The following is a 26,191-nucleotide window of genomic DNA, read 5'->3' as shown; positions in this document are numbered from 1 at the left end:
GAATTTGTTAGAACATGACAAGGAAAAATAGCCATGAAAAGGATGATATCGGCTTGCTTGATCAGTTTGTCTGCAATACTGGCTTTACCCGGACAAGCTGCGGACAAGCCTTTCGCTGGAACCAAACTAAAAATGCTCGCCATCGGCGATACGTCTGTAACTCGCGTCGCTCCGATAATCGGGGAGTTTAAAGAAAAAACAGGGATCGATGTTCAAATCGATCAATTTCCTTACCCTGGCCTTATCGATAAGATAATTATTGAATCGAGTGCCAATAGCCCAACGTATCAATTGCTATGGATTGATAGCCCATGGGTAGGTGTTTTGGGTGAGTCTGGAGCACTGGAAGATCTTACCTCTCGCGTAAAACGTGATGCCAATGACATTCATCTTGATGACATTATCCCCATCCAACTCCAAGAAAACTCTTGGCAGGGTAAGCTCCTTGCCTTCCCTGCATCTGGCATGATCTGGTCGATAAACTATCGAAAAGATTTGTATGAAAATCCAGCAGAGAAAGCGGCATTTAAAGCGAAATACGGTTACGAGTTAGCGCCTGCCAAAACGTGGGAACAATACATCGATATCGCCGAATTCTTTACTCGTAAGAAAGGCGACACGTTAGCAGGTAAAACGTTAACCAAGGACTTCTACGGTAACGCTCAAGCCTATAGCCGAGTAGCAGGGGCAATTACACACGATTACTTCCCAATAATGAGGAGCTTTGGTGGTGATTACTGGGACCCAGAAACAGGCTTATGCGCCATGACGGGAGAAGCCCACGTAAAAGCAGCAAATGTTATGAAGGAATTGGTGAAGTTCAACCCACCTGATTATCTCGGATTAATGTGGGATATCCGCACGGGATATATGGAACGTGGTGAAACCGCGACTTCTGGCTATTGGTCGGTACGAACAGTGCGTCTAACCAACCCTGAAGAGGCCGTTCTTCCCACGATTGGTGAAGCCGGATATGCACCAAGCCCAACCGGTGGCGGAGAGCCTCAGCCGACGTATACTGGCGCACTTTCGTTTGCTATTAACAGCAAATCCAATACCAAGCAAAAAGATGCGGCCTGGGAGTTCATAAAATGGAGCACAAGCCGCGATCTGATGAGCCGTTTTGCAAATGAAGGTTCAGGCGTAAGTCAATTCCACAAATCGATTCTTTCCAACCCTGAATTGCAGAAAAAATATCCGTACTACAAAGTCTTACTGGAAACACAAAGTCATGCAAAACGTCGTATTTTCCATCCATTCTATGCCGATGTTGAAGAGTCATTTGGTATTGAGCTAAACAAATTTGTGGCGGGTGAAACGGCAACGGCAAAAGAAGCGTTAGAGAAAGCCTGTACGCAAATTAATTCTCGCTTAAAAATCTTCTCCACAGACATGCGCTTACGTTGGATAAACGATGTACCTGTCGAAGCGCTTCAGTAGCCCTTCTTTAAGGTTTACTGACCAAGTAAACGTAACCTTGACTGGGCAAGTGCCCAGTCATACTTGCACGTGCTGACACGGATGTAGTTTATGAGTTTTATCAAACAACGGAACCGATCTCTTGCGACGACCTTCTTGCTACCAGCGATTGTTGTCCTGTTTTCGGTAACCATTTACCCGATGCTCTATGCGCTTTGGTTGAGTTTTCGAAGTTACGATCTTGCCAAGCCTTTTATTCCAAGAGTGTTCGTTGGGGTATCCAACTACCAAGAAATTCTGACATCGTCGCCCTTCTTCCATTCGTTGGTGACCACATTCAAGCTGATGGGGGCAACCCTATCTGTTCAATTAATATTAGGGCTTGGACTCGCGTATCTGGTTACTCGCCCTATTCCGGGAATGGCGATTGTAAGAACACTTTTGCTGATTCCGATGATGATAGCGCCAGTGATTGTCGGTTTAGTGTGGCTATTTCTTTATTTCCCTGAGCTTGGCTATCTCAACTACTTTTTGGGCTTAGTTGGCATTGATTCCGTCGGTTGGATCACCAGCACCAATTGGGCTCTGACGGCCATTGCAATAGCGGATATTTGGCAGTGGACGCCTTTCTTTATGATGGGTATAGCGGCTTCAATTCAAAGTATGCCAACCGAGCCATTGGAAGCAGCCAAGATTGATGGCAATTCAAACTGGGACATTTTCCGCCACATCACGCTCCCCCATTTGAAGCCGGTTCTGGTGAGCTTACTGTTTTTACGCGCCATTGATGCCTTCAAAATTTACGACATCATTTTTGTTCTTACTAAAGGAGGGCCGGGTGACTCAACAGAGGTCTTGTCGCTGTTCATATATCGCCAAAGCTTTACCTTTTGGCGAATGGGGGTCGGTGCTGCTGCCTCATTTGTCTCGCTGATCATTATCGTTGTACTCATCACTTTCTTCTTCCGCTCTTTGCAGAAGAGCCAGCAAGAAAATCATTAGGGATCGAAGACATGAAACAAAAAATACTCACTTATTTCTCCGTCGCTATCGCATTGCTTTTGTTCATGACACCAATCTATTTGATCTTGATGTCGTCCCTTAAGCCTGCCGCGTATATGTTTTCACAACCCCCCGCGTTTCTTTTCGAGCCTACGCTACAGCACTACTACGACCTATTCACGATGAGGCCCTTCCACCTCCAGATCCTCAACAGCTTGATTGTCGCACTCGGATCCACCGCATTCAGTTTAATTGTAGGCTCGTCTGCTGCGTACGCACTTTCTCGAATTCAGGGTAAATGGGTTGGCGATATAGCGTTCTGGATTTTGTCTTTGAGAATGTTTCCTCCAATTGCCGTTGTTGTGCCTTACTACATCATTTTTAAGTCGGTTAACCTGCTGGATTCGCCTTTGGCGCTGATCATTGTGTACTCCACCTTTAACATTCCACTGACAGTTTGGCTAATGAAAGGTTTCTTCGATGAGATCCCAATGGCGTTAGAAGAGGCTGCTCAAGTCGATGGTCACGGGCTGTTATCGGTGTTTTTCAGAGTCACGCTGCCACTTACGGCGCCGGGTTTGGCGGTTTCTGCCGTCTTTTGCTTTATCTTCTCGTGGAACGAGTTCTTGTTTGCGTTAATGCTCACGGGTTCCAACGCTCAAACCGTTACCGTTGCTGTGATGTCTTTCTGGTCGAGCGACGCGGTGCAATGGGGCCGAATTATGGCTGGCTCATTCATCATTTTAATTCCGGGGGTGATCTTTGTTCTGACATGCCAACGCTGGCTAGTTAAAGGGCTCACCATGGGTTCAGTTAAAGGTTAAGAAAAAGGAAGTTTTCATGACATCAGTGACATTAACGAACATTACAAAGAGCTATGGCGACACGGAAATTGTCCATGGTATCGATTTGAAAATTGAGCCCGGTGAGTTTGTGGTTCTCTTGGGTCCATCTGGTTGTGGGAAAACCACCACTCTAAGGATGATTGCAGGATTAGAAGATGTGACTTCTGGCGATCTGTGCATTGGCGATACGATAGTAAATGATGTGCCTCCAAAGGATCGTGGTATCTCCATGGTGTTTCAAAACTACGCGCTATACCCACATATGACGGTGCGTGAAAACATGGCGTTCGCGCTGAAACCCCAGAAACTGGTTCAAGCCGAGGTCAATGAACGCATTACCAATGTCTCCTCAATGCTTGGTTTAGAAGCGCTGCTAGACAGAAAACCCAGCCAATTGTCTGGCGGACAGAGGCAAAGAGTTGCAATGGGCAGGGCTATGGTAAGAACCCCTAATGTATTCTTGTTCGATGAACCGCTGTCAAATCTCGACGCCAAGCTACGGAGCAAGGTGCGTTTCGAAATTGCTAAGTTGCATCAAACGTTAAAATCGACCGTTGTGTATGTCACACACGATCAAATAGAAGCGATGACATTAGCCGATAAAATCGTGGTCATGAGAGACGGGTTGATAGAACAGATCGGTTCACCTGAATCCATTTATCGTCACCCTGCCAATACTTTCGTTGCAACCTTTATTGGCAGCCCAGAAATGAACCTTTTGAACGCTACCATGGAACGAAATAGCTCCGGTGCTGAAATCAAGTTCAACGGTGTGACTTTCACGATAGAAGGGCTCAAACTAGCTAAAAAACCATCGGATAGCCGGATTGTTCTGGGTGTACGGCCTGATCACCTTCTTCTCTCACATCACGCCTTGTCCGATACACCAAGTTTGGAAGCAACGGTGACGCTCATAGAATATCTAGGGCAAGAAAAGCTCATTAATCTCTCTGTCGGAGAGACAAAAATGTGTGCATTAGTTTCCAGCACCACTTCGTTTTCGGAAGGGCAGACGTTGCACGTCGGTTTTGATATGTCACAAGCCAGTATTTTCGATAGCAGAACGAAAGAAAATCTATTGCCAAATGGTCACTCATCTTCCGAAAAACGGAGTGCAGCATGAATAAGGAAATTGTGTTTACGGGGTCAAAAACCGCCCATTTTGAAACGTTTGAACTCGACCCGATAAAGGAGACAGAAATACGAGGAAAAACCGTTTGCTCGCTGATTAGCCCTGGAACGGAATCGGCATGGTTTACGCAAGGTGATTACCCTATTAAACCCGGATATGCCGCGGTATTTCGAGCTGACGAAATGGGGGATAAAGTCCAAAATATCAAACTTGGACAACTGCTTTTATGCATGGGAGGGCATCGTTCATCACAGCAGTTTGATGAAAAATATGTGGTTCCCATTCCTGAAGATATGGTGGCAAGCAAAGCCGTCATTGCGAGGTTGATGGGGGTTTCCATGACCACTCTGATGACCACAAAAGCCAAAGTAGGAGACAAAGTCATTGTATCTGGTGCTGGCCCTGTGGGGTATCTCGCCGCTCATCAATGCAAACTTGCGGGCTACGATGTACTGGTAATCGAACCCAATGAGCAACGCAGAATGGAAGCGACCGAAAGTGGGCTAAATGCGCAGCAAAACTTCCCATTAGACGACCCTAGCTACGCTAAAAATATTGCTTTGGTGATAGATTGTTCGGGGCACGAAGCTGCGGTACTCGATGCTTGCCGCATAGTACGTAAAGGCGGCGAAGTCGTATTGGTTGGTGTTCCGTGGAAACCAAATACCGATATTCTGGCGCAATCTATTCTAAGCGAAGTGTTTTTCAACTACGTAAACTTGCGTTCAGGTTGGGAGTGGGAAGTACCACTTCGTTCAAAAGGATTTGTTTGGGAAGAACTCTATGAAGGCTATAACAATAATCCCTACAGCACCTTTGGTGGTTTTGAAAGAGCATTAAAGTGGTTGTCTTTAGACGGAGGAATTCCGCTTGATACTCTCACTGAGGAGTTGGTTTTGACCGATCCGCAGGCGGTATACAGTGACCTAATCAACCATAAACTGACCAAACCTTTCAACATTCTAATCTGGTAAGCTCCTCCCCACTAGCGTGGGGAGCAGGCAATAACCATTAGCAATACAACCATCAACTATATAATCACCAGCAATATAACCATCAACAATATAATCGCCAGCAATAATACTGCTCGGCACAATAGTGTGAACAGAGATATAGAGTGAACAGAGACTACTGTACAGGTTGCCCTGTGTGCCCATCCATTCCACCAGAAATCGGTAGATTGACACCGTTGCATGAACGAGATGCTTCTGTCGCCAAGAAATACATGGCTTCTGCGACTTCGTCGGGGGTACAGATTCGACCAAGGGGATTCTTTTTGTTGAAGAGATCGACCACATCTTCTGGATTGGCTAAAAACATTGGAGTCGCGCATGCCGACGGGCAAACACTGTTTACTCGGATATTATACTTTCCATAATCTAGCGCCATCGCTCGGGTTAAGTTAACGACAGAACCTTTGGCAGCATTGTAAGCCGCCATGCTGTAGTCACCGTAAAGCCCAGACACAGAAGCTGTGTTTACTATGGTGCCTCCACCATTTTCGATCATCTTAGGAACAAAGCTTCGAGTGGTAAGAAATACAGATTTCACATCAACATCAAAAATGGCATCCCAATCTTCTTCAGAGGTATCGTGTAGCTCTCCCCCCCGCCAAATGCCGGCGTTGTTGATGACACAATCCACATGTTTGGCGTTTTCGAACGTGAAAAGAGCCAACTTCTCTACGTCTTCACGTTTACCAATATTGCAGCAGTAAAACCATACATTTCCATGCCCTGCTGCTTTGAACTGCTTAACGTGTTCAGCCCCTGCCTCTTCACTTAGGTCGGCCATAACGACTCCCCAACCTCGCTCAAGAAATAACTTAGTCGCACTAAGCCCCATGCCTGAGCAAGCCCCGGTAATCACCACATTTTTCATATCGCACTCCTTTGCTTAGATAAATGAATATTTGTAACTATCTAGTTATATACCTGTAAATTAAAAATTGCAACGTGCAGAATTTAGAATCAGCATTCATACCATGAGAGCATTCAATCATTTGCACCTTCCTGTAATACCAATCACAGTAAGTAAGTGTTCATAAATAGCGAAGGAAAAACGCTTGAGAACGAGGCAAAAAATTTCGATAAGTAGTTATTCTACAATCAAATTTTTTAACGCAGTTATCGAGTGTTTTAACAAGCTAGAATGAGTAATTACTTATTACGATTGGTATAATTTGCGTATACCCTCTTTCTCAAACTAGAAATAAGGACAATACATGCACACAGAAACGGAACAGTTGACGATAGCCATCGTAGACAGACAATTAGATGCCTACAACGCGCGCGACATTGATGCATTCGCGGCTACTTATCATGAAGATGTGGAGATTCACTCTTTCTCTAAAGGGCTTCAATATACAGGGAGAGATACGTTGATTGAGCGCTATGGAAAGAAATTCGCCAGCTTAACGTATCTCAATGCAACGTCGTTGAAGCGTATTGTTCACGACCGTTTTTTGGTTGACCACGAATTAGCGGAGTCTTCAAGCTTAGCCTCTGGCGAGGTTGAAACAAGCCTTAAGGTTATCGCCGCTTATGAAGTGGAAGATGGTTTGATTAAGCGTGTCACGTTTATGGGTTAAGACAGCGCTTTGAACGCACAGATTAGCGATGTTTAAAGCTCTAAAAGAACAAGTAGTTTGGAAACCGGCAGAATACGCAAACTGTCGGTTTCCAGATGATGAAGGTGACTATGTGCAATGCATTTGGCGCAGAGCTAATGTGCCGTCATTTCATTGTACGCTTTGAGAGCGTGGAATTTTTCGATCACCAAGATATAGTCTTCTCTAGATACGGTTTTATGTAAACCAGTATCCAAATCTTCGGTTTCAGGATTTCCCGATTTAACAACAGCGCGTAATTCATAGATGGGGGATTTGGCATACGCGTACCAATACACCAACAAAAAGGCAGGCAATCCGGCGTACAACGGGTGGACAAGCAAGGCAACAAAACCAAATACAAATGCAATGAGTGCAGCCCGTTTCACTTTATCTATGGTGGTGTAATCCTTCACATACAGTTCTTCAATTCGGTCTAATGAAATCACAGAGTCGCCTACTTTTAGCCCTGCTGACGTCATACTCGGAACATCCACTTTTTTAAACATCAAAACATCCTATTTCAACGCAAACTTCTTGTTCAGATCGGGTATGGCTTGTTTAAAAAGCTCATATCCAAGTGGAGATAAAATTTAACACATAACCTATTGATCTGGTGTGCCCGAGATTACAAAATCATCAAGAAGCTCGCGAAATTCTGCGCTATATCGCAAGAATTCGACACATCTCCTTAAAAGAATGACGTGCTTTATGCTGGTAAAACAATCACACCAAGTGGCTCCAAAAGCTGTTCTTGTTGCCATTCGCATATCTTCACGCCTTTTAAAGAAACCCTTCTCGGATCGAGCCCGTAAAGCTCTGTATGGGTTAAGTCGCAATTCTCAAAGCGGAATTGAGACCAAGCGTCTTCCGAAAATTCTCCGCGGGATAAGTCCGATCCACGCAGTGATGCACCTTGCAAAAGCGCACCTGTCCAACGATTTTCAAACAAATCGCATTTTTCGATGCAGGCATTTTCGAAATTGGTATACGACAAATTGCAGCCAGTAATAAATACGCTGCAAAAGTAGACTTGGTGACTTACTCGATTGGCAAAATTGGCTTTTACAAAATTCGCCCCTTTTAAGTCGCACTCTCTAAATTCTGCACCTAAGCAATTCGCGCCAACAAACTGGGCCATAGCTAACTGGCAGTTTTTAAAGCTCGCGTCTTTCAAGTTTGTGTATTGGAATTGGCAACCTTCAATCTCGTCTGCCTTAAAAAACTGGCAATCAGTAAATACGGCGTCACTTAAATCTGCTCGCGAGAAATCGCATTGGTCAAATGTACATTGAGTAAAACGCCATTCCGACATATCGGTTCGCACGAAGCTTTCGGATACAAAGTGCTTTTGTTTAAATTCCATGTTCTCTCTCACGTTTAATTGGACGCCGCTACGTTACCGATTAAGCCATTGAAAAACAAACAATTTAAAACCTTAAAAATCATCAACTTAAAACCCCTCAAAATCGCCATTTTAAGGCACCTAGAAGCCACTCTAGGACCCTCATTTCCTGATGAACGAAGCAGCAAGCGCAGAAAAAAGTTTTGTTCGATAGCGAGGCGTTCGAAGAAACTGACTTTCGCCAATTGTTCAAGTGCGTTATTCAATTGACTGACCAAGATTGAACGGCATTCTATAAAAATGAGCTCATAAGCTTGGATAGCTTTCCGTGATCCCCAGTTAGTTCCCCACCATTACCAAGAATTATTACTTGAATGTTTTTATCTCTATTTATTAGTAACCAAGTTCTAAATCCATCATGACCACCAGCATGTGAAAAAGCATCACTTCCTTGAGGGGCAAGCATCCACCCATAACCGTAATCACTGCCACTCAATAAATTGGGAGTATGGTGTTGTAACATTAACTCAAGCGTTTCAAGTTGGACTACCTTCCCTCCTAGTAACGCTGAAATAAAAATATTTAGATCATTAATTGAACTAACAATGCCGTTAGCCCCATTAGTAAAATTGTTCTTTCCATAGAAAGTGGTATTTTGTGCAAAATTTAATGCATCATTGGCTCTTGGCGATGTGGTTTCATCAGCGACATAGCTACTATTCATATCTAATGGTTCAAAGAAAACCTGCTGGATATAATCCTCATAACGAGTCCCCGTTACCTTAATAAAGATCTCTGCAAGTAGAAAATACCCAACGTTACTATATTCACCCTTCGACCCCGCTTCGAAAGATAATTCTGGATGAGAAAGATAAAACTGCAATACATCGCTATTAGTCTGACCATCAAGCCAATCCCCCAGATTGGGGTCATTATTATAATCGGGGATGCCAGACTGATGCGATAATAGGTGATGAATGGTAATGCCCTGCCATGAGGATGGTAATTCAGGGAGGAATTTCAGTATCGAATCATCCAATTGAATAAGTTTTTTTTCGTAAAGCTTCATAATGGCTAGCGCAGTAAAGGTCTTACTTATAGAGGCCAAACGAAACCCAGTATCCAAACCTATTGGAATATTTTGGGGTTTACTGGCTAGCCCTTTTACTCCAATATATTCAATCTTTCCATTTTTAATAACAGAAATGGCAATGCCAGGTCCCGAGTCTGGGATAGTTACATTCAGGTAGTTATCTAATGTTTCAGCAAGAGTACTTTTTACATCGATAGAAGAATCTTTATTATTTGAACCGCAACCACTTATAGTGATTAATACCATAAGCCCCAAAATCTTTAAAACAGTCATAGACATAATCCTTTATAATAAAATAACAATTAAATTTATTTCTATTCTTATAATCCACCACTGCCTTTATGCTAATGATAAAAGTATAAAAAACTGCAAAAAACAACATTAAATAAAAATTAAAACGCACTAGATAAGACGTACAAACCTTAATTAAGTTCAACGACTTTAAAATGGTCATATGTACAATATTATTTGTGCAAAACCACCCCCAGTAGATTGCACTACATTAAAGCTCATATAGGAAACCAACCCATTGATAAGTATAAATATAACTGTTAGTTACTATTTAGCGCACCTAAACGCCACTACATGGATTTTGGTTATTAAAAAGCGAGAATCGTGAGCGAAAGCCAAATTTTCAACTCTTTTCTCGACTACTTTCTTCAAATTAATGGTGTTGTTACACACCTGATACAAACTGTATGGTATTCGTATAAAAAACACGAAAGGGAAACTCTAATGCCCCAAAAGAAAGTACTGGTTCTGTTTGCTCATCCATCGCACAAATATTCAGAAGTAAACCTGCCATTGTTTCATGCCGCGCAGAGCGTGGAAGGTGTAACCACTATCGACCTTTATCGCGAATACCCGCGCTTCAATATCAATATAGATAAAGAACAACAAAGACTGCGCGACCATGACATCGTGATATTTCAATTTCCAATGTACTGGTACTCCACCCCTGCCATTCTTAAAGAGTGGCAAGACTTGGTGCTCGAATACGGCTTTGCCTATGGCTCGACCGGAACCGAGCTGCATGGCAAATACTTCATGTGTGCCACCTCAGCAGGGGGAAAGGAAGAAGCCTACTGCACAGACGGCTTTAACCATTTCACCATCGGTGAGCTACTGCAGCCTCTACAGCAAATGTCTTCATTAACGGGGATGGTTTACCTTGCCCCATTTGTTTTGTTTGGCTCCCGCACCGCATCCGAAGAAGGGCGAATTAAAGGTCATGCCGAAAAATACCAAACACTTCTGAACGCCTTAGTTGAAGACAAGGTGGATCTTGAAGCCGCTGCTTCTATGAAGAAAATCACCCAAGACCTTTCACCATTGCTTAAAGGGGATGCGTAATGACCAGCTATTTCTTACAAGCTTTTATCTACCTTGTCGCGGCCGTAATTATGGTTCCGATCGCGAAGCGTTTAGGGTTAGGCAGCGTATTGGGTTACTTGATTGCCGGTGTCATTATTGGTCCAGTTATCGGATTAGTGGGTGAAGAAACCACCACCATTCAGCATTTCGCCGAATTCGGGGTCGTCATGATGCTGTTTCTCGTCGGTTTAGAGCTGGAACCCAAAATGCTGTGGTCGATGAAAAACCGTTTAATCGGGCTGGGGGGATTACAAGTTGGGTTAACTACCGCTGCGGTAATGGGTATTTCTCTGTGGTTGCAACAGCCTTGGACCATCGCACTCAGTATTGGTCTTATTTTCGCGCTTTCTTCTACTGCTATTGTTCTTCAAACTTTTAATGAGAAAGGGCTATCGAAAACAGAAGGAGGCCGTAACGCGTTCTCTGTATTGCTGTTCCAAGACATTGCCGTTATTCCAATGTTGGCCTTCATTCCACTTCTTGCGTTACCTGAATTAGTAGAAAAAGCCCAAAGCGCCGCGCAAGCTGCAGCCGATCACCACGAAGAAATGAGTTTGGTTGCGGGGCTGCCCGGGTGGGCTTATGGATCTGTCATCATCGTAACCATTGTTGCACTGGTGGTAGGAGGGCATTATGCCAGCCGACCTCTTTTCCGCTTTGTTGCCAGTTCTGGTCTACGAGAAATTTTTACCGCTACAGCACTGATGCTGGTTGTCGGTATTGCCGCGCTTATGAGCTTGGTTGGGCTATCGCCAGCACTTGGAACCTTCCTTGCGGGTGTAGTATTAGCCAACAGTGAGTTTCGCCACGAACTGGAATCGAATATCGATCCGTTCAAGGGCCTTTTACTGGGGCTGTTCTTTATCACCGTCGGAGCGGGAATTAACTTCGATATTTTGGGCAACCAATTCTTTGACATCATCGGAATGACCATTGGCATTATGATGCTCAAAGCGCTCGTTCTACTCATTTTAAGCTTTGTGTTTGGTATTCGAGCCAGCGATAGGTGGCTTTTCTCACTTAGCCTCGCACAAGCCGGTGAGTTTGGATTTGTGTTGTTGAGCTTTACCGTACAAAGCCACGTGATCCCAACCGAGCTTGCTCAAACCCTTTCAATGGTGGTGGCGTTGTCTATGTTCCTAACGCCGGGGCTGTTTATTCTGTTTGATAAAGTCATCGTGCCAAAGTACTTGGATACAGAAAACCAACGTGAAGAAGACACCATTGAAGAGAAAGGTAAAGTCATCATTGCTGGTGTTGGTCGATTCGGTCAGATCGTGAATCGCCTCCTTGTGAGTAACCATATTCAAACCGTCGTGTTGGACTGCGAAGCATCGCAAGTCGATAACCTGCGTAAAATCAATACCAAAGCCTATTTTGGTGACGCCACTCGCCCCGATCTTCTGCATACCGCAGGTATAGAAGAAGCGAGCTTGCTGGTTGTGGCAATGGATGCGCGGGAAAGTGCTGTCGAGCTAGTGCAATACGTGAAACATACCTACCCACAGGTAAAAGTTCTGGCTCGGGCTTATGATCGGGTTCATGAATACCACCTTCGCCAAGCGGGCGCGGATTTTATTGAAAAAGAAACCTTTCATGCTGCGCTGGAAATCGGTGCAGAAGCGCTGCGCAATATAGGAATGCATCCTTTTCAGGTGGAGCAACAGAAAGCGGCGTATATCGATGTGGAACAAGAAGGTTCTGAACAGCTTTTCAAAGCGTGGTTAGGGGAGTCCGACGGCGAACAGCGTTTCGATAACAACTATCGTAAGTTATTTATGCAATTAGAAGAAACATTGAAAACTTCTTTGCATAGTAATAGGCGTGGCACGCATGATCAAACAGAGCGAAGCTGGACACCGCCTCCAAAAGACTATTTGAAAGATTTTGAAGATTAAGGGCTATAAATTCTGACCAAAAATCACAGAAGACAGGGAATTGACCTTCCCTTGTTTTACATGGGCAGATCTTTACCAATACTCTAGAGAGTTTTACACAGCTTGACGGACTCTTTACATAACAATCCGTAATATGAGTACTACCAGCTTGGGGATAGCGAAGCCAACGACTTGCTTAACTGTAAGTGAAGCTGAAGCGATTTTCAGGCTGGTCCAATCGCAAGAATTGGTCTACTTCCAAGAACCGGGTCGTTCCTAAATACTGGTTCGTTTGTAAATACCGATTCGTTTGTAAAATAAGCTTATAGGGGTATTGTTATGAAGAAAGTAACCGTGTTAGCAGCAACCATGCTACTGAGTTCTACTGTATTTGCTAGTAACCAACTAAACAGCAGTGCAACTTCGATAACAACTGAAGGCTATGCCACGCAGGAGCAGGCATTAAACGCCGGATATACTCTCATGGATGAAATCAACGAAATGACGTCTAACCAACTGACGAATAAGTTACCCATTTCGGCCACCACTGTGATTTACAACAGCGTAAAAGTGAAAGATGTGGAACTACACATCGAAGCTTTTTCAAAAAAGCGCGGAGAAATTCAGTTTCGTGCCATTGTTGATGTCGACTACCAATATGAATCCAAAGACAGCTAATCGGAACTCAATAAGACCTTACTTGAAACAGCAAAACCGGGCGACTTAGCCCGGTTTCTTTAATTACAATATGAATAGAATGGATGATAATACCAACGTTATCGTTGCTGGCAGCCCATCCTGCCAACGGCCATACCTCAGGTGAAAAAAGATTGCACCGACCGATGTAAGAGCTCAAAGCCCCGCACCACTAAGTAAAATTCAACCTTCGACTAGGTATTTAGAAAAAATATCAGGACAGAGAAGCTAAACCTAAAGGAACAGTAATAATAAATTGAGCGCCAGATTCGATATCGCTATTGCTTTCGATTTGTCCTTTGAGTAACTGGGTTACAAGGTTATAGACAATGTTCGCCCCTAGCCCTGTGCCACCTTTACCTCGCTTTGTTGTCACAAATGGCTCAAATATTCGGTTATTAACTTCGCTTGAAATACCTTTACCCGTATCACGATAGTCGATGACCAAATTGTTACTATTCGATGTAATGGCGATAGAAATACACCTTTCCCCATCCCAATCATCGAACCCGTGCTTCAAGCTGTTTGTGATTAAATTAGTGAAGATTTGAACATAAGCACTGGGGTAACTTTCGATACTCAAACTGTCTTCACATTGAACATCTACTTTAGCGCTATGAAGCTTTAGTTCATGTGAAAGCGAAACAATAAGCTTCTCTAGATGCTCTTTAAACAAAAAGCGTTGATAAGACTGATCGGATTGATCAACCGCTACTTGTTTAAAACTCGAAACCAGAACCTCTGCCCGTTGTAAATTCGACGTTAATATCGAAACCGACTCTGCAATGTCTCCCATCGATGCTGAAAATTTTGAACGCGTCAACTTTCCAGATTCAAAATCCTCAGACAGCCCTTTTATCTGGTTTTCGAGGAACGAGCTGGCAGTAATACTGATTCCCAGTGGCGTATTTATCTCATGTGCCACGCCGCCCACCAAACCACCTAGCGATGCCATTTTCTCTTGCTCAACAATGCTTTTTTGAGCTGCTTTCAGCTCTTCCAACGTCGATTCTAATATGGCAGTTCTATCTTGAACCATCACCTCTAGGTTTTCTTTAAAGCTAATTTCTTGCTCTAAAAGTTTTTGCTTGTCATCCAATGCTTCCGCTAACTGCTTTCGAGATTCCATTAAAACGTCATAGGATTGAGTGAGTTCCGAACACATTTTGTTTACGATGGAGACCATAAAGTCAATCTCATCACCGTATTGCTTGTTTCTTTCAATCACCATAGGAGGGTTAACTTGCTTAAATTGGTACCCTCTAAAATATTGGCTCATCTGATTGAGAGGCTTAGTCACCAGTCGGCTCACCATAAATATAATGAACCCTGCAACAAAGAAGGTTTTCAGGCCATTAGACATAAGAATGAGGAAACCTTTATTGAGCAACTTTTGATAGACAACGCTTAAGTCGGACTGAATAGTTAACCGACCAATATCAACCACTTTTCCACCAATATACTCATGTTGTAAAACGACCGATTGTTTGACGATATGCTTGTCCAAGTTAATGCCAGAACTCCAAACATCGCCGTCTCTACTTTCAATATGAACATACGTTATTTCAGGGATGCTGATCATCCCATTGACTTGCGATTCAATGAGGTCACTATTTAATACCCACAGGCTGGTTTCCAACGCATCTTGGTAGGATGAAAAGATGTATTCCTGACTGGAGTTGATGTTCTTTTTATCAATCGCATAATCCGTATACAGCTGGAAAGCGGTAATAAAAATAGTCACTAGCGAGCTGAACATCACGATTCTAAACGCTAAACGCTTATTTATAGACCTAGCCCTAGGAAGTATAGGTTGAGTCATCCCTTCTTTATCCATAAAAAACTATCGGTAGCGGTTTAGCAGTTCATCAAGCGTCCCATCTTTTCTCATGTTTTCGAGATTAGAAGAAATAAGTTGGATGTACTCTTGATCACGGCCTACAACGTAAATGGCATTTTTGAGAGGGAATATTTCATGGAAAACTAAGCCTTCCATATTTTTTACACCTGCTTGGCGGGCGTAGTAATACGCCATACTTCTATCTAAAAGAATGACTTGCGTACGGTCTTTCATCAGCATATCAAATTGAGATTTCTGATTTTCAATTTCTCTATACCCTTCCCAATTTTTTAGTTCCTGACTATGGAAAGTGGTGAACGGTTCTTTTAGGTGTTGATTGGCATTGTTAAAACCAACAATGTATTTGCCTTTAAGGTCAGAAATTCTGTCTATTTTTAGCTGGCTAGAAGCTTTAGAAACGGCTACGTTATCAAACTCGTAAACCTTTCCGTAGGAATAATCGACTCTGAAGTTAAGCGGTGTACCGATGAAGATATCAAGCTCTTCAAACGCGTTAAGAGGATCTTGATCGAACTGCTTGCTGGGGAATTCATAATTTACAACCTTGTACTCCGACCTCCCAAGCGCTTCCGTAACTAGGTCCACTAAAATACCTGAATCACCCACAACGAAAGGTGGAATGCCCACAACAAACCCGACATTAACGGCTTTTTCTTCAGCTACGCTCACACTAGCGAAGAAATGACAGGACATTACAAAAAAAATCACGACCCACTTTTTCATTATTTTTATCTCTCTTTTCTGGCACAAGCTTTAACCTACTCAATATGAGCGGTAAAGCGACTTCATGTTAAAAAAGTATAGAAGCTATACAATTTGACTGCCTAAATGAGGAGAAATAAATCAAAAATGGAACACATCATTTTGAATTAGTGGATAAAAAAGAACGAATAAAAAAGGGTGACGTAAGTATTACAGTGCTAAAACCATTTGAAACAGAGGCCATTCCTCGCCATCAAATATTTTAAAATGAGGCCCTCGCTCACTGACTTGAAACCCAAATGATTCATAGCACTTTTTTGCTATAACGTTGTGCTGAAAAACCGCTAGTGAAACCACCGAGAATTTACCGTGTTGGCAAATATTATCAACCGAAAGCTGAACCAGTTTTTTCCCGTAACCTTTACCACGAAAGGCAGGGTTAATGGCGATTCGACATAGCCTCATTTCATTTTCAGACACTTTGTTGTGCTCGATAAAACCAACAACCTCCTCCTTTTCTAGCAAAACAAAAAACGTTAAATCCTTTTCTTGCGAACGTTGGAGCATTTTTTCCGTGGAAATTGGCCAGCCAAACACTCTGCCACCCCACATCAACGACTCTTCTCTAGTCGGAAACCATGCCTCTACTTGCGCTGCGTAACTTGCTTTAAATGAGAGTAACTCCATGTACCTCGCCTCAATTTAAATGGTCATTGTAATCTCTGGATGCCCAGTATGTTCATCATCTTGCTCGCTGACCGCTCTAAAGCCTTGTGAAAGGTAAAATTGATAACTGGCGTGGTTATCCTTGTAAACCGATAAAGTAAGCGATTGGCGACGCGCTTTTGCATCAGAGATGAGCGCTTTCCCAACGCCTTTTCCCTGACACTCTGGGGAAACAAAAATGGCAGCTAAGTTGTCTTCATACAATGCGTAGAACCCGACAATGTCACCGCCTTGTTCATAAACACAGACTTCCGATGCGGGAAGGTATACATTTCGCATGTTATCTAGCTGGCTTCTCCAGAAGTCTGCTTTGATGAAGTCGTGTGCCTGAATAGAAGCTGTCAGCCATATGTCTAATACGGCTTCAATCTCTTGGTTTTTAATTGGTCTAATCATAGTTTTGCTTATTTTTTTCCGGATCGCTGTTTAAATTCAGCAGGGGTGATCCCCGTTGTTTTTTTAAACAATTTAGTGAAATTACTGACGTCTAAATACCCTACGGATGCGCCAACAGCTTCAATGGTGATATGTTCAAGTTCTATCAATTGCTTAGCGCGCTCTATCCTAAGCTGAATAATGTACTGCTTAGGCGTATAACCCGTCGCACTTTTAAATCGGCGCAACAAACTTCGCTCACTCATATGACAGTGCTTAGCAATGCTTGAAACGGATAATTCTTCCCGATAGTGCACCTCGCAATATTGTTGCGCTTTCACAATAGTGGCGTCGCCATGAGTCAACTCGGGAATGAATCTTTGATAGTAAGCCTGCATTCTGCCTTTAAAATCCAGTAAACAGTAATCCGCGACTTGTTTTGCTAACTCAAAATTGGCGTATCTAGCCATGACATGCAACGCCAAATCTTGAAACGCGTACAGCCCCGCGGCTGTGACCACCTTTCCTTCATCCACTAACATCTCATGCGCGCAGACTTTAGCAATTGAAGGGTGAGCTTTTTCAAGCTGGTCGCACAACCGCCAATGCGTAGTGGCGTATTTCCCATCAAGCAATCCTGCATTCGCTAACCAAAATACGCTGGCACAAGAAGACACAATGACGGCTCCTGCTCGGTGCCAGCTTTGGATAAGTGAGATCACATCCTCCGATTGGAAATCGGGCAATTCATCAGATAAACAAGGCGGTATAAAAATGAGCCCTTTTCCATCAATAGGCAACGCACTCTCACAAGACAGTTCCTGAACGATAAAAAAATCGCTCCCGACATGCTGGTTAGCAATTCGAAACAAGTCTTTTAACCCTTGCAAGGCTGAAGGCATCACTTCGGGAAACGTCAGTATATAGATATTAAGCATTTTCATATTGGCGAAATTTAACCACAAAAAGTCTATTTACGCCATTAATAATCCACCAGTCAGAGCGTACATTGAACTAATACTCAACGAGGATGATTACTCATGGAAAACACAGCGTTAGTACTAATCGACATTCAAAACGATTACTTTGAAGGCGGAGCTCTGCCATTAGAAAACCCGATAGAAGCCGCCACTAAGGCGCAGCAATTACTAAATGAGTTTAGAAATGCAGACCGCCCCATCATTCATATTCAGCATTTAGCTGCAAACTCTGAATTAGGATTTATGCTGCCAGACACAAAAGGGCAAGAGATTCACTCCACAGTCATTCCCAAATCTCAGGAAACGGTGCTGACTAAACACTACCCTAACTCTTTCTGGGAAACCGACCTTGAAAGCACACTGCGCCAGTTCGGAGTCGAGCATGTCGTTATCGCAGGGATGATGACTCACATGTGTGTGAGTACCACAACTCGAGCAGCCATGGAGCGCGGTTTCCAAACCACGGTGATTCAGGATGCTTGCGCAACAAGAGCGTTGGAGTTAGGAGATAAAACCATTCCAGCCTATATCGTTCATGAAACGGCATTGGCGGAATTAACCTTACTTGCGAACATCAAACCTCTGGCTGCGTTTTTGTCCAAAGCATAACCTTATAAGCCTTGAAACCGGAGCACCGTTCGATGCTTCGGTTTCAAGGTTATAGGTTTCAAGGTTATAGGTTTCGAGGTATTAGGTTTCGAGGTATTAGATTTCAAGGTTATATACGCACGATTATGTAGGTTGGCAGCTACTCACGAACTCGAATGGATACTCCGTACCAAGACGCGCCTTCGCGCTTTTCTTCTTGGTCGCTCTTCCACTCTTCAATTGGCTTCCAATGGTAAAGGTGATTATCCATATCAGAATCGAACCATTCGCCTCTGTCGTTGTTTGCAACATAGTGGAGATCACTATGCTCAATAACGGATATTAACACGCTATCTTTTGGGGTTGACGCTTTAGGGCTTGGTGGATCGTTAGCTAATATCTCTATGGGCGAACCGAGTGTTTCTATCAACTCAAACTCTATAGGAAAGTTCTTTTGAATGGCTTCTAAAGCAGCTTGGTCTTGAAATACGACCTCGGCTTTTAGCCCACACTCTTGCAAGATATAAAGCATCGCTCCCAATGAGTTGTAACTTTCTGAATGATGACCATATTCTGGATTCGTTCCTTTCGTAAGAATCCCCGTCACTTTATACAGCTCTAGCGCCAGATCGGTTAAGTTGGAACTGTCTACAATATCCAACTTTGGCCCTGAAAAGGACTTTGTCTGGATATCGTAGCGATTCAAAGATGGAGGCGCAGTAAATGGTAGCTTATCGAAGGCATAAAGCGTTGCAACGACACAATACGCCCCACAATAAAGGCTTCCATCAGGTTGCTGCATATTAGGAAAAGATTTCATATAGATACCACCTTATGTGATTGCCAATGGAAAGAAACTAACAGTGTCTTGTTCACAGTAATCACACAGTATCATATGCATTCTGTTGGAGCGCTAAGCTCCCATATAATTAACCAAATATTTAAGTTCATTATTTAGTGAGCGGTGCATGACATTTTCTTCGAACCTCTTTTGCCTATTCGATCCTCTACTCTCAATAAGAGAAGCTATTTATCTCGGCTGGGCTCATGCCGCTCATAATGAGGAAGTTTTTCGTTCAAGCTGTCCCAATTCGCTTTTGAGGTCACGAAATTGTGAGAAATGGGTTTTTCCTCGATATCAGAGTCCAAAATGCCTAAACGGATGCGGATTTGACTTGGATTTTCGTTGTTGGAGCTGTAAACCGGAGACGCACATCGTTGGCAGAAATGCCTTTTTTTGCCTGGTTTCACTTCGAAAAAACCAAGTAAATCTCTGCCTTTAGTGATTTCAAAGTCACTCGTATTCACAAACCCATTGGTCGCAAATGCCGTACCACTGGACTTTCGACATAGAGAACAGTGGCAATGAATAATGTCGGTTATTTTCCCTTGTATTGAAAGTTCGACACCGCCACACAAGCAACTTCCTTTGTACATATTACTTCCTACATAAGCTTTTGATTTTTTATATACTTTAAAGCGAATCAGCACTAAGTAATGTGACAGTAGAGAGGTTTATTGCGTTGAACGATCCTTTTTCATTTTGAAAGCTTTCGGAAATAAAGGTTATTGTCGTCACCGTAGAGTAATTGGGTGCCTTGGAGAGTAAACCCCAACTTTAAAAGCAGTTGATTGGAAGCAAGATTATTTGGCAAAGTCACAGCTAATACTTCACGGACATCGTGATTTTCCAAGCCATCTTTGAGAACAGCGTTGCATGCTTCTGTAGCGTAGCCATTTCCATTGTATTCAGTAAGTAATGCGTAGCCTAAATCGGGTAATTCGAGCTCATCGCGTTTCAATATACCGCACATACCAATGGGTGTTTGAGTCTCTTTTAACATGACCATACTCAAACTAAAGCCATATTGGGTATAGCTTTGGGTAATTCGAGTTAGGTAATTTTCGGCATCATCAACAGTGCGTACATTTCTGTCGCCGATATAACGGACAAACAATGGATCATTAAGTAACTTAACAATGAATTCCGCATCCGATATTTCAAAATGTCGGATGATTAATCTTTCAGTATGATACATTTTCTCGTTTCTCCTAGACGCTCACGCCGCTTTGAAAACCCAGTTGCTGCTTGAAGAAAACCAGTAAAACAAGAACCAATCCACAGATCCACATTGCAGTAGGCATTTTTGCTTTTTCCCAGTTGAGAAACGTGAATAGAACGCCCATTAAAGGACCGAGTAGCAAGCACCCAACTCCCCAAAGTTTACTTTTTCGAAACGCCTCTGTGACTATCAGCACACTTCCAAGCAGAAACAGGACAAGCCCTGAAACAGCCATTACATCAATCACAATTATTCCCTTAACCCAGCGCCATAGCTGCACTTTTGCACTCATTATTTTTGGAAACAGTATCATGTTACTAAGACAATTCGAGTGTATGGCAACACTTACTTTCAAAATTGCGATGAGGTTTTATAAAAAGCTCAGCCCATCAAGCGTAACGTTAAAAAAAAACAAATAATACGCACAAAAAACAGTCGAAGTATTACATCGATGAAAACTGGTTTCGGTATTGATTCGGGGAAATACTGAGTTGCTTTCTAAAATGATGGCGCATGGTTATAGCATTTTCAAAACCACTAAGCTCGGCGATTTTCTCGACGCTGTAATGTTCGTTTTCCAGTAGCGTTTTGGCTTTCTCAAGCCGCTGCTGCGTAAGCCATGCTTTGGGGCTTAAATGAAAACTGGTGCGAAACTTACGGTCGAAGGTTCGGCGCGACATATTGGCGCGTGAAGCAAGATCATCGACCTCAATATTTTCATTGAGATGAGATAGCGCCCAGTCTATCGACTGTGAAAACTGATTGGGGACTTCCAAAATGGGGGTTTCGACAAACTGGGATTGCCCCCCCAATCGATGTGCCGATACCACTAATCTTCTCGCCACTTGGTTCGCGATGGCGTAACCGTAATCCTGACGAATGATCTCTAATCCAAGATCGATGGCGGACGCGCTTCCAGCAGAACACCCTATAGTTCCATCGTATACGTAAAGAACGTCATCAATGTAATGAAGGTGCTTAAAACGCTGTTGGAAAGCATCGGCATACCGCCAATGCGTCGTGGTATTACGGCCATCAAATACACCAAGCTCTGCCAATAGAAATGCACCAGAGCAGAAAGAAACCATGCGCTTTCCTGCTTGATGGAACGCGGTAACCGCTTCTTTTAACACAGAAGGAATCTCCACGCCTTGAGCAGGCCAACTTGGCACCACCAGCATATCGTAGCCGTTCAAGTTGCTTACTAGTTTGGCTTGAAGCAACAGCCCAGCCGTGGATTCAAACGGATCAAATTCAAACGACACCACATCGCACTGATACCAGTTTTCAAACTCCGGTCTTGGCAGGCCAAACAACTCCACGGCGCACGCTAATTCAAACAGTGCCACATTGGGGTAACTTAATATTGCTACACGCATGCTTTTCCCTCTATTCCTTTTGCCTAATCCTTTCGTCTATTTCCTTCCAGCTTATTCCTTCCTAACGAATAGGTTGTTTGGTTTACATATTGGCTGAAAGTTATCGAACTATGACTTTTAAGCCAATCGTAAGTCAACAGAAAACAGCACACAATGGCTACAACATTAAAAGACACCAGAATTGACAAACGAAGTAAAGGAGAGACTTATGTCATCAATCGTTGCAAGAATACCAGCCGCATCAAGCGAAGACGCTCTAGCACATTTCGAGTTACTACTGAGATTCGAAACAGACTGTTGGGATGTTCACCACGCGATGACCAACAATCGCCAAGACTTTGTGTTACTTGATGTCCGCGGCGAATCGGTTTTTGAAACTGGTTATATAGATGGTGCTGTCAATTTGCCCCATTCGCGCATTAACCCAAAAAACTTGGTAGCGTACCCAGAAGATACGTTATTCATTGTCTACTGTGCAGGACCACACTGTAACGCGACAGAAAAAGCAGCGATTCGACTCGCCAAATTAGGAAGACCCGTCAAGAAAATGATTGGAGGCATTACAGGTTGGGCAGATGAAGGATTTACTCTGGTTACGAAATAACGCACTAAGCTCACAATAAGGGTACATACGTACCCTTTTTGTTTTTTGTTTTTTGTTTTTTGTTTTTTGCAGACAAGTTTACTTCCCAAGTTCTTGCTTCAGCTGCTTAACGGATTTTCCGCCGACTGCGACGTTAGTATCTGGCCACTCTCGAATCGCAACCAAAAACAACTCTTTCGGAATACCTGTCACTTCTACAGACACATCTGTAAGTTTCTTGATCAATTCTTCTTTCACGTCTTCAGAAAGCTGACCTGCTTCAAATGCGATAAAGGGCATCATTAACTCCTTTTTAGGTGATTTCCCAGAGGCTCTGAGTATTCACCAACATTATCAACCTGCCAAAGTAACCACAACAACTTCATGGATTAAAGCATTTCAACTTAAGCACGTTCTCATATTCGCGATTCGCATCATCAGAATGCACTTCATCTACACGCCTTCCAAAAAAGAATGTTTCTTGTGTAAAGACAATTGCCTTTCTTGAATCAAATAAATATAAAGAAAAATATCACTAAAATATTTCAACTATTAATACGCGTTAATGTGATTTTGTCCCTTGCTACCTTTATTTTTTATGGTAGCTTCCTATGCAATCACATATTAAATAATCTTTTAACTAGGAAAACATCATGTCAGACAAAGTAGTGGGTAGCGTAAAATGGTTCAACGAATCTAAAGGTTTTGGTTTTATTCAACAAGAAAATGGACCTGACGTATTTGCGCACTTCTCAGCAATTACAGGGGACGGCTTCCGTACTTTGGTAGAAGGTCAGAAAGTTGAATTTAAAGTCACTCAGGGTAATAAAGGGCCTCAAGCGGAAGATATTTCTGTTCTTTAATTCCTTTGAGTAAATTTAGTTTGAAAAAATAGCCAGATGATTCTGGCTATTTTTTATACCCAAACCGTCTCACCTCTATCGATGTAGTTTGAATAAACGCAATATTATTACTTTTCGTTATTGCTTTTTCGTTATTGTATTTTCGAGTATAGAAAACAATCTATTCACATCTACACCCAATCCTTTTAACTTAATTGGCTTTCTTAAATTTCTGCAGGTCAACAGAACATAAGGAGTACGGCTGCCTTTTTCTAACGCATCCGCCATCTGAAGACCGATCACTTCATCAAACCCTACATGGGTATGGCGTAATCGATAACGTACTGAGAATGCGTTTTTTCGAATCACCAATTGAGTTGGCGTATTAAAATACTCGAAAATGATAAGGACAGTGACAAAAAGCAATCCCAGCACCAGAAACCAACTCAGCTCAAGTTCAGTCCAAAGAACAATGAGAGGCATAAACAAGAAACATATCACTCCCGCTAAGTGGAAAAACTGGGCAAGCCTTCCTTTTTTAAACTCAGATTGATCTTGCGCCGTTAAACCTGAATTTATCCGATCACACAGCGCATACCTTAAAATCTCAAAGTCTGCGAGTTTGTAATCTATGCTGATGAGCTTACGCTTTTCACTATCCAGCAAATCTAATCGCTGTAAAAAGGCACGCTCTTTGATACAACAAACACGATCAAATAAGACTTTGCCGTTTACTTCGCCTTCATGCTGATACCAAACACCATCATTACTTAACTCAATCGCTTTGTTTGGTAAGTTGCGTGCCAAGTGTCCCAACACAAAAGCAAGCAACAGAAACGGTAGTGAGGCCATCATACCCAATGCATCGATACCCTCTATATCTTGCTGCGTTAGGTACAAAAAACTGCCCCCCATCAATGCCAATACCACTACACAGATTTTGATGGTTTTTTGCCATTCAGTGCTATAACGAAAAACTTGGTTAGTCATAAATCCCTTTTAATGATTTCACGTTCTATACAAAATCTACTCATTGACCAGAGGATGCTTGGGTAGGTAATCCTCCGTCTTCAATCCAAGACTTTCTAGTCGCAAGAAGAATAGCATGATGAACGTGAGTTAAAATCTTGAATAAAAAGCCGTTTCACGTAATCAATAGAGATGGCTCGCATTATTCTCATTCACTCACAATGTGATTTTCATTCCTGTTTAGCTTTAAATCTTCGATTACTTTATAAAATAACCAATCGTTCAGAAATAAATTAAAAAGCCGGTCGGTCTGTATTCTCCGCATTCATATAACTGGAGAAATTTATCTTGAACATCTCACCACAACAGCAAAAACATCTCGCGCTCGGCTTACTGGCTCTGCGCGTTACGATTGCCCTTGTTTTCTTTGTTTGGGCTTTCGACAAAATCCTTGCACCGGAACATTCCACTAAAGTATTTTCAGCTTTCTATGGGCTGGACGTATCCGCTGGTTTTTCTTTGATCATTGGCATTGTTCAGCTTATATTCGTTGGCGCATTCTTACTGGGTATTCAACGCTCCACTACCTACCTGATTGCACTGATTCTTCATGGCTTCTCGACGTTTTCTTCCTTCATGAAGTATCTGGATCCGCTAGGTAATTTGCTGTTCTTTACAGCTTGGCCAATGCTCGCCGCCTGTCTTGTACTTTACTTAATGCGAGATTTCGACAGTTACACCATGGGGTACAAGGCGCCATCTAATTCAAAAGACAGCTAACTCAGAAGGCAGTTAACTTGCTAAATTAAAACCTCCTCTCCACCAATGTGAGGGGAGGCTTTCAAGCCAATTAAAATGCCTAGAACCCATTCAGATTTAACCGCGAACGGTTAACAGACTCTAACTCCCAAAGAACTTCTGTATTTCTGCAACCAACGCTTTCGGGTTTTCTTCAATGACTAAATGGCCTGTGTTAGGAATTGTGGCCAATTTAGCGCCCTCAATCTTGCTTTGAAGCTGGTAAGCTTGCTCGCAAGGTATCCATTGATCTTCTTGCCCCCACAAAACAAGGACGGGTGCACTTACTTCCGAAAACTTATCCTGAAAATCATCTGTGAATTTTGAATCCGCTTGTGCTATTTGACGGTAAAAAGCAGGCTTGCCCAACTCTCCCATCCAAGGGGATAAAATGCCCTCTATCGTTTCTGCATCGAGTTCTTGGTGGGCAGCGGTCTTTATATATGCCTCTACAATTGCTGCATGAATATAATCCGGTACACCAGAAAATGCAGCTTCATGTTCCTCGATGTGTTTGAAAAATGGCGATCCCCAAGGTGACAAGGCAACAGGGTCGATTACTACTATCTTTTTGTACTGTCGCTTATCTAAAATGTGATTTCTTAGCACCGTTGTGCCGCCAAAATCATGCCCAACAATATATGGCGTATCGATCTTCCAATGCTCAACCAAAGCATCGAGCAACGTATTTTGTATTCCGAGAGAAACATCGCCATCGCTTTTGTCAGACGATCCATAGCCAAGAAGATCAAAAAAATGCACTTGGTAATGGCGAGACAAATCGCGGATCAGGTGTCTTAAGTTAAAGGAAGACCACGGTGTACCGTGCACTAAAACCAAAGGCTCCCCTTCCCCTTCAATACCGTATTTAACCTGTCGCCCTTTAAATTCAAAAGTATTGGGTAAATTCCATTTACTCATTTAAAAACCTCAC

The 26,191-nt window shown here is 42.8% G+C and carries 30 protein-coding genes; 13 read left to right on the top strand and 17 right to left on the bottom strand.

Translation table 11 applies throughout. From position 1 onward, the window contains the following. Positions 1–33 precede the first annotated feature (33 nt). The 5 genes from VPNCDNU1_RS18315 (at position 34) to VPNCDNU1_RS18295 (ending at position 5,372) form a co-directional block, all read left to right on the top strand. On the top strand, positions 34–1,440 hold the full coding sequence (locus VPNCDNU1_RS18315) for an ABC transporter substrate-binding protein (RefSeq protein ID WP_104401658.1): 1,407 nt from the start codon (positions 34–36) through the stop codon (positions 1,438–1,440). A gap of 90 nt (positions 1,441–1,530) precedes the next feature. Then, positions 1,531–2,421 carry a carbohydrate ABC transporter permease gene (locus VPNCDNU1_RS18310; protein WP_104401657.1) on the top strand — a complete coding sequence of 297 codons (891 nt, stop codon included), beginning with the start codon at positions 1,531–1,533 and terminating at the stop codon, positions 2,419–2,421. An 11-nt stretch (positions 2,422–2,432) separates the two neighbouring features. After that, positions 2,433–3,245: a carbohydrate ABC transporter permease gene (locus VPNCDNU1_RS18305; protein WP_104401656.1), complete on the top strand. Its 813-nt coding sequence runs from the start codon at positions 2,433–2,435 to the stop codon at positions 3,243–3,245. A 16-nt stretch (positions 3,246–3,261) separates the two neighbouring features. Next, positions 3,262–4,389, top strand: a complete 1,128-nt coding sequence (locus tag VPNCDNU1_RS18300) for an ABC transporter ATP-binding protein (protein ID WP_104401655.1) — start codon at positions 3,262–3,264, stop codon at positions 4,387–4,389. Continuing rightward, positions 4,386–5,372, top strand: a complete 987-nt coding sequence (locus tag VPNCDNU1_RS18295) for a zinc-binding dehydrogenase (protein ID WP_104401654.1) — start codon at positions 4,386–4,388, stop codon at positions 5,370–5,372. The genes VPNCDNU1_RS18300 and VPNCDNU1_RS18295 overlap by 4 nt, the downstream gene beginning before the upstream one ends. 154 nt (positions 5,373–5,526) lie before the next feature. On the opposite strand, the gene VPNCDNU1_RS18290 is transcribed toward VPNCDNU1_RS18295, so the two are convergent. Continuing rightward, a complete protein-coding gene (locus tag VPNCDNU1_RS18290) occupies positions 5,527–6,279 on the bottom strand; it encodes an SDR family NAD(P)-dependent oxidoreductase (RefSeq protein WP_104401653.1) in 753 nt (250 codons plus the stop codon). 343 nt (positions 6,280–6,622) lie between these two features. Here VPNCDNU1_RS18290 and VPNCDNU1_RS18285 point away from each other — a divergent pair, with 343 nt between their 5' ends. Continuing rightward, positions 6,623–6,988, top strand: coding sequence for a nuclear transport factor 2 family protein (locus VPNCDNU1_RS18285; protein WP_104401652.1), 366 nt, complete (start codon positions 6,623–6,625; stop codon positions 6,986–6,988). A 134-nt stretch (positions 6,989–7,122) separates the two neighbouring features. Here VPNCDNU1_RS18285 and VPNCDNU1_RS18280 read toward each other — a convergent pair whose 3' ends face one another. The 3 genes from VPNCDNU1_RS18280 to VPNCDNU1_RS18270 all read right to left on the bottom strand — a co-directional run bounded on the left by VPNCDNU1_RS18280 (position 7,123) and on the right by VPNCDNU1_RS18270 (position 9,717). After that, complete coding sequence (locus VPNCDNU1_RS18280; RefSeq protein WP_104401651.1) at positions 7,123–7,515, bottom strand: hypothetical protein; 393 nt, start codon at positions 7,513–7,515, stop codon at positions 7,123–7,125. Between the two features lie 200 nt (positions 7,516–7,715). Further along, the gene (locus VPNCDNU1_RS18275) at positions 7,716–8,372 is read right to left on the bottom strand and encodes a Qnr family pentapeptide repeat protein (protein ID WP_104401650.1); all 657 of its coding nucleotides are present in this window, start codon (positions 8,370–8,372) and stop codon (positions 7,716–7,718) included. Between the two features lie 271 nt (positions 8,373–8,643). Beyond that, positions 8,644–9,717, bottom strand: coding sequence for a serine hydrolase domain-containing protein (locus VPNCDNU1_RS18270; RefSeq protein WP_167404831.1), 1,074 nt, complete (start codon positions 9,715–9,717; stop codon positions 8,644–8,646). Positions 9,718–10,179: 462 nt separating this feature from the next. Between VPNCDNU1_RS18270 and VPNCDNU1_RS18265 the strand changes: the two genes are divergently transcribed. The 3 genes from VPNCDNU1_RS18265 (at position 10,180) to VPNCDNU1_RS18255 (ending at position 13,373) form a co-directional block, all read left to right on the top strand. Then, a complete protein-coding gene (locus tag VPNCDNU1_RS18265; protein ID WP_104401648.1) occupies positions 10,180–10,797 on the top strand; it encodes an NAD(P)H-dependent oxidoreductase in 618 nt (205 codons plus the stop codon). Beyond that, positions 10,797–12,716 (top strand): monovalent cation:proton antiporter-2 (CPA2) family protein, encoded by a 1,920-nt coding sequence (locus VPNCDNU1_RS18260; RefSeq protein ID WP_104401647.1) that lies wholly within the window; start codon positions 10,797–10,799, stop codon positions 12,714–12,716. Before VPNCDNU1_RS18265 ends, VPNCDNU1_RS18260 begins: the two co-directional genes overlap by 1 nt. Before the next feature lie 318 nt (positions 12,717–13,034). Further along, entirely contained in the window at positions 13,035–13,373 is a 339-nt protein-coding gene (locus VPNCDNU1_RS18255) for a DUF3316 domain-containing protein (RefSeq protein ID WP_104401646.1), read from the top strand. Positions 13,374–13,605: 232 nt separating this feature from the next. On the opposite strand, the gene VPNCDNU1_RS18250 is transcribed toward VPNCDNU1_RS18255, so the two are convergent. From VPNCDNU1_RS18250 to VPNCDNU1_RS18230, 5 genes are all read right to left on the bottom strand, one after another. After that, positions 13,606–15,150: an ATP-binding protein gene (locus tag VPNCDNU1_RS18250; RefSeq protein ID WP_167404830.1), complete on the bottom strand. Its 1,545-nt coding sequence runs from the start codon at positions 15,148–15,150 to the stop codon at positions 13,606–13,608. A gap of 84 nt (positions 15,151–15,234) precedes the next feature. Beyond that, positions 15,235–15,975: a substrate-binding periplasmic protein gene (locus VPNCDNU1_RS18245; protein WP_104401644.1), complete on the bottom strand. Its 741-nt coding sequence runs from the start codon at positions 15,973–15,975 to the stop codon at positions 15,235–15,237. A gap of 189 nt (positions 15,976–16,164) precedes the next feature. Continuing rightward, positions 16,165–16,641, bottom strand: a complete 477-nt coding sequence (locus VPNCDNU1_RS18240) for a GNAT family N-acetyltransferase (protein WP_104401643.1) — start codon at positions 16,639–16,641, stop codon at positions 16,165–16,167. Positions 16,642–16,656: 15 nt separating this feature from the next. Next, complete coding sequence (locus VPNCDNU1_RS18235) at positions 16,657–17,076, bottom strand: N-acetyltransferase (RefSeq protein WP_104401642.1); 420 nt, start codon at positions 17,074–17,076, stop codon at positions 16,657–16,659. Positions 17,077–17,084: 8 nt separating this feature from the next. Then, positions 17,085–17,999, bottom strand: coding sequence for a GlxA family transcriptional regulator (locus tag VPNCDNU1_RS18230; protein ID WP_104401641.1), 915 nt, complete (start codon positions 17,997–17,999; stop codon positions 17,085–17,087). Between the two features lie 96 nt (positions 18,000–18,095). On the opposite strand from VPNCDNU1_RS18230, the gene VPNCDNU1_RS18225 reads away from it, so the two are divergent. After that, complete coding sequence (locus VPNCDNU1_RS18225; protein WP_104401640.1) at positions 18,096–18,644, top strand: cysteine hydrolase family protein; 549 nt, start codon at positions 18,096–18,098, stop codon at positions 18,642–18,644. Between the two features lie 139 nt (positions 18,645–18,783). Here the strand turns inward: VPNCDNU1_RS18225 and VPNCDNU1_RS18220 are convergent, their stop codons facing one another. The 5 genes from VPNCDNU1_RS18220 to VPNCDNU1_RS18200 all read right to left on the bottom strand — a co-directional run bounded on the left by VPNCDNU1_RS18220 (position 18,784) and on the right by VPNCDNU1_RS18200 (position 22,065). Continuing rightward, complete coding sequence (locus VPNCDNU1_RS18220) at positions 18,784–19,443, bottom strand: hypothetical protein (protein WP_104401639.1); 660 nt, start codon at positions 19,441–19,443, stop codon at positions 18,784–18,786. Positions 19,444–19,649: 206 nt separating this feature from the next. After that, complete coding sequence (locus tag VPNCDNU1_RS18215) at positions 19,650–20,060, bottom strand: GFA family protein (RefSeq protein ID WP_104401638.1); 411 nt, start codon at positions 20,058–20,060, stop codon at positions 19,650–19,652. A 101-nt stretch (positions 20,061–20,161) separates the two neighbouring features. Continuing rightward, positions 20,162–20,662: a GNAT family N-acetyltransferase gene (locus VPNCDNU1_RS18210; protein WP_104401637.1), complete on the bottom strand. Its 501-nt coding sequence runs from the start codon at positions 20,660–20,662 to the stop codon at positions 20,162–20,164. Positions 20,663–20,675: 13 nt separating this feature from the next. Further along, positions 20,676–20,933 carry a hypothetical protein gene (locus VPNCDNU1_RS18205; protein ID WP_145959466.1) on the bottom strand — a complete coding sequence of 86 codons (258 nt, stop codon included), beginning with the start codon at positions 20,931–20,933 and terminating at the stop codon, positions 20,676–20,678. 196 nt (positions 20,934–21,129) lie between these two features. Continuing rightward, positions 21,130–22,065, bottom strand: coding sequence for a helix-turn-helix domain-containing protein (locus tag VPNCDNU1_RS18200; protein ID WP_104401635.1), 936 nt, complete (start codon positions 22,063–22,065; stop codon positions 21,130–21,132). Between the two features lie 208 nt (positions 22,066–22,273). Between VPNCDNU1_RS18200 and VPNCDNU1_RS18195 the strand changes: the two genes are divergently transcribed. Continuing rightward, a complete protein-coding gene (locus VPNCDNU1_RS18195) occupies positions 22,274–22,669 on the top strand; it encodes a rhodanese-like domain-containing protein (protein ID WP_104401634.1) in 396 nt (131 codons plus the stop codon). A 78-nt stretch (positions 22,670–22,747) separates the two neighbouring features. On the opposite strand, the gene VPNCDNU1_RS18190 is transcribed toward VPNCDNU1_RS18195, so the two are convergent. Continuing rightward, entirely contained in the window at positions 22,748–22,951 is a 204-nt protein-coding gene (locus VPNCDNU1_RS18190; RefSeq protein ID WP_237324165.1) for a tautomerase family protein, read from the bottom strand. Positions 22,952–23,301: 350 nt separating this feature from the next. Here VPNCDNU1_RS18190 and VPNCDNU1_RS18185 point away from each other — a divergent pair, with 350 nt between their 5' ends. Continuing rightward, positions 23,302–23,511: a cold-shock protein gene (locus VPNCDNU1_RS18185; protein WP_101110120.1), complete on the top strand. Its 210-nt coding sequence runs from the start codon at positions 23,302–23,304 to the stop codon at positions 23,509–23,511. A gap of 117 nt (positions 23,512–23,628) precedes the next feature. Here VPNCDNU1_RS18185 and VPNCDNU1_RS18180 read toward each other — a convergent pair whose 3' ends face one another. After that, positions 23,629–24,480: a hypothetical protein gene (locus tag VPNCDNU1_RS18180; RefSeq protein ID WP_104401632.1), complete on the bottom strand. Its 852-nt coding sequence runs from the start codon at positions 24,478–24,480 to the stop codon at positions 23,629–23,631. A 327-nt stretch (positions 24,481–24,807) separates the two neighbouring features. Between VPNCDNU1_RS18180 and VPNCDNU1_RS18175 the strand changes: the two genes are divergently transcribed. Next, positions 24,808–25,239 (top strand): hypothetical protein, encoded by a 432-nt coding sequence (locus VPNCDNU1_RS18175; RefSeq protein ID WP_104401631.1) that lies wholly within the window; start codon positions 24,808–24,810, stop codon positions 25,237–25,239. Between the two features lie 120 nt (positions 25,240–25,359). Here VPNCDNU1_RS18175 and VPNCDNU1_RS18170 read toward each other — a convergent pair whose 3' ends face one another. Next, a complete protein-coding gene (locus tag VPNCDNU1_RS18170; protein ID WP_104401630.1) occupies positions 25,360–26,178 on the bottom strand; it encodes an alpha/beta fold hydrolase in 819 nt (272 codons plus the stop codon). Between the last annotated feature and the right edge of the window lie 13 nt (positions 26,179–26,191).

The sequence above is a fragment of the Vibrio penaeicida genome (assembly GCF_002933855.1).
Classification (GTDB): Bacteria; Pseudomonadota; Gammaproteobacteria; order Enterobacterales; family Vibrionaceae; genus Vibrio; species Vibrio penaeicida_A.
This window is presented reverse-complemented; position numbering and strand designations above follow the sequence as displayed.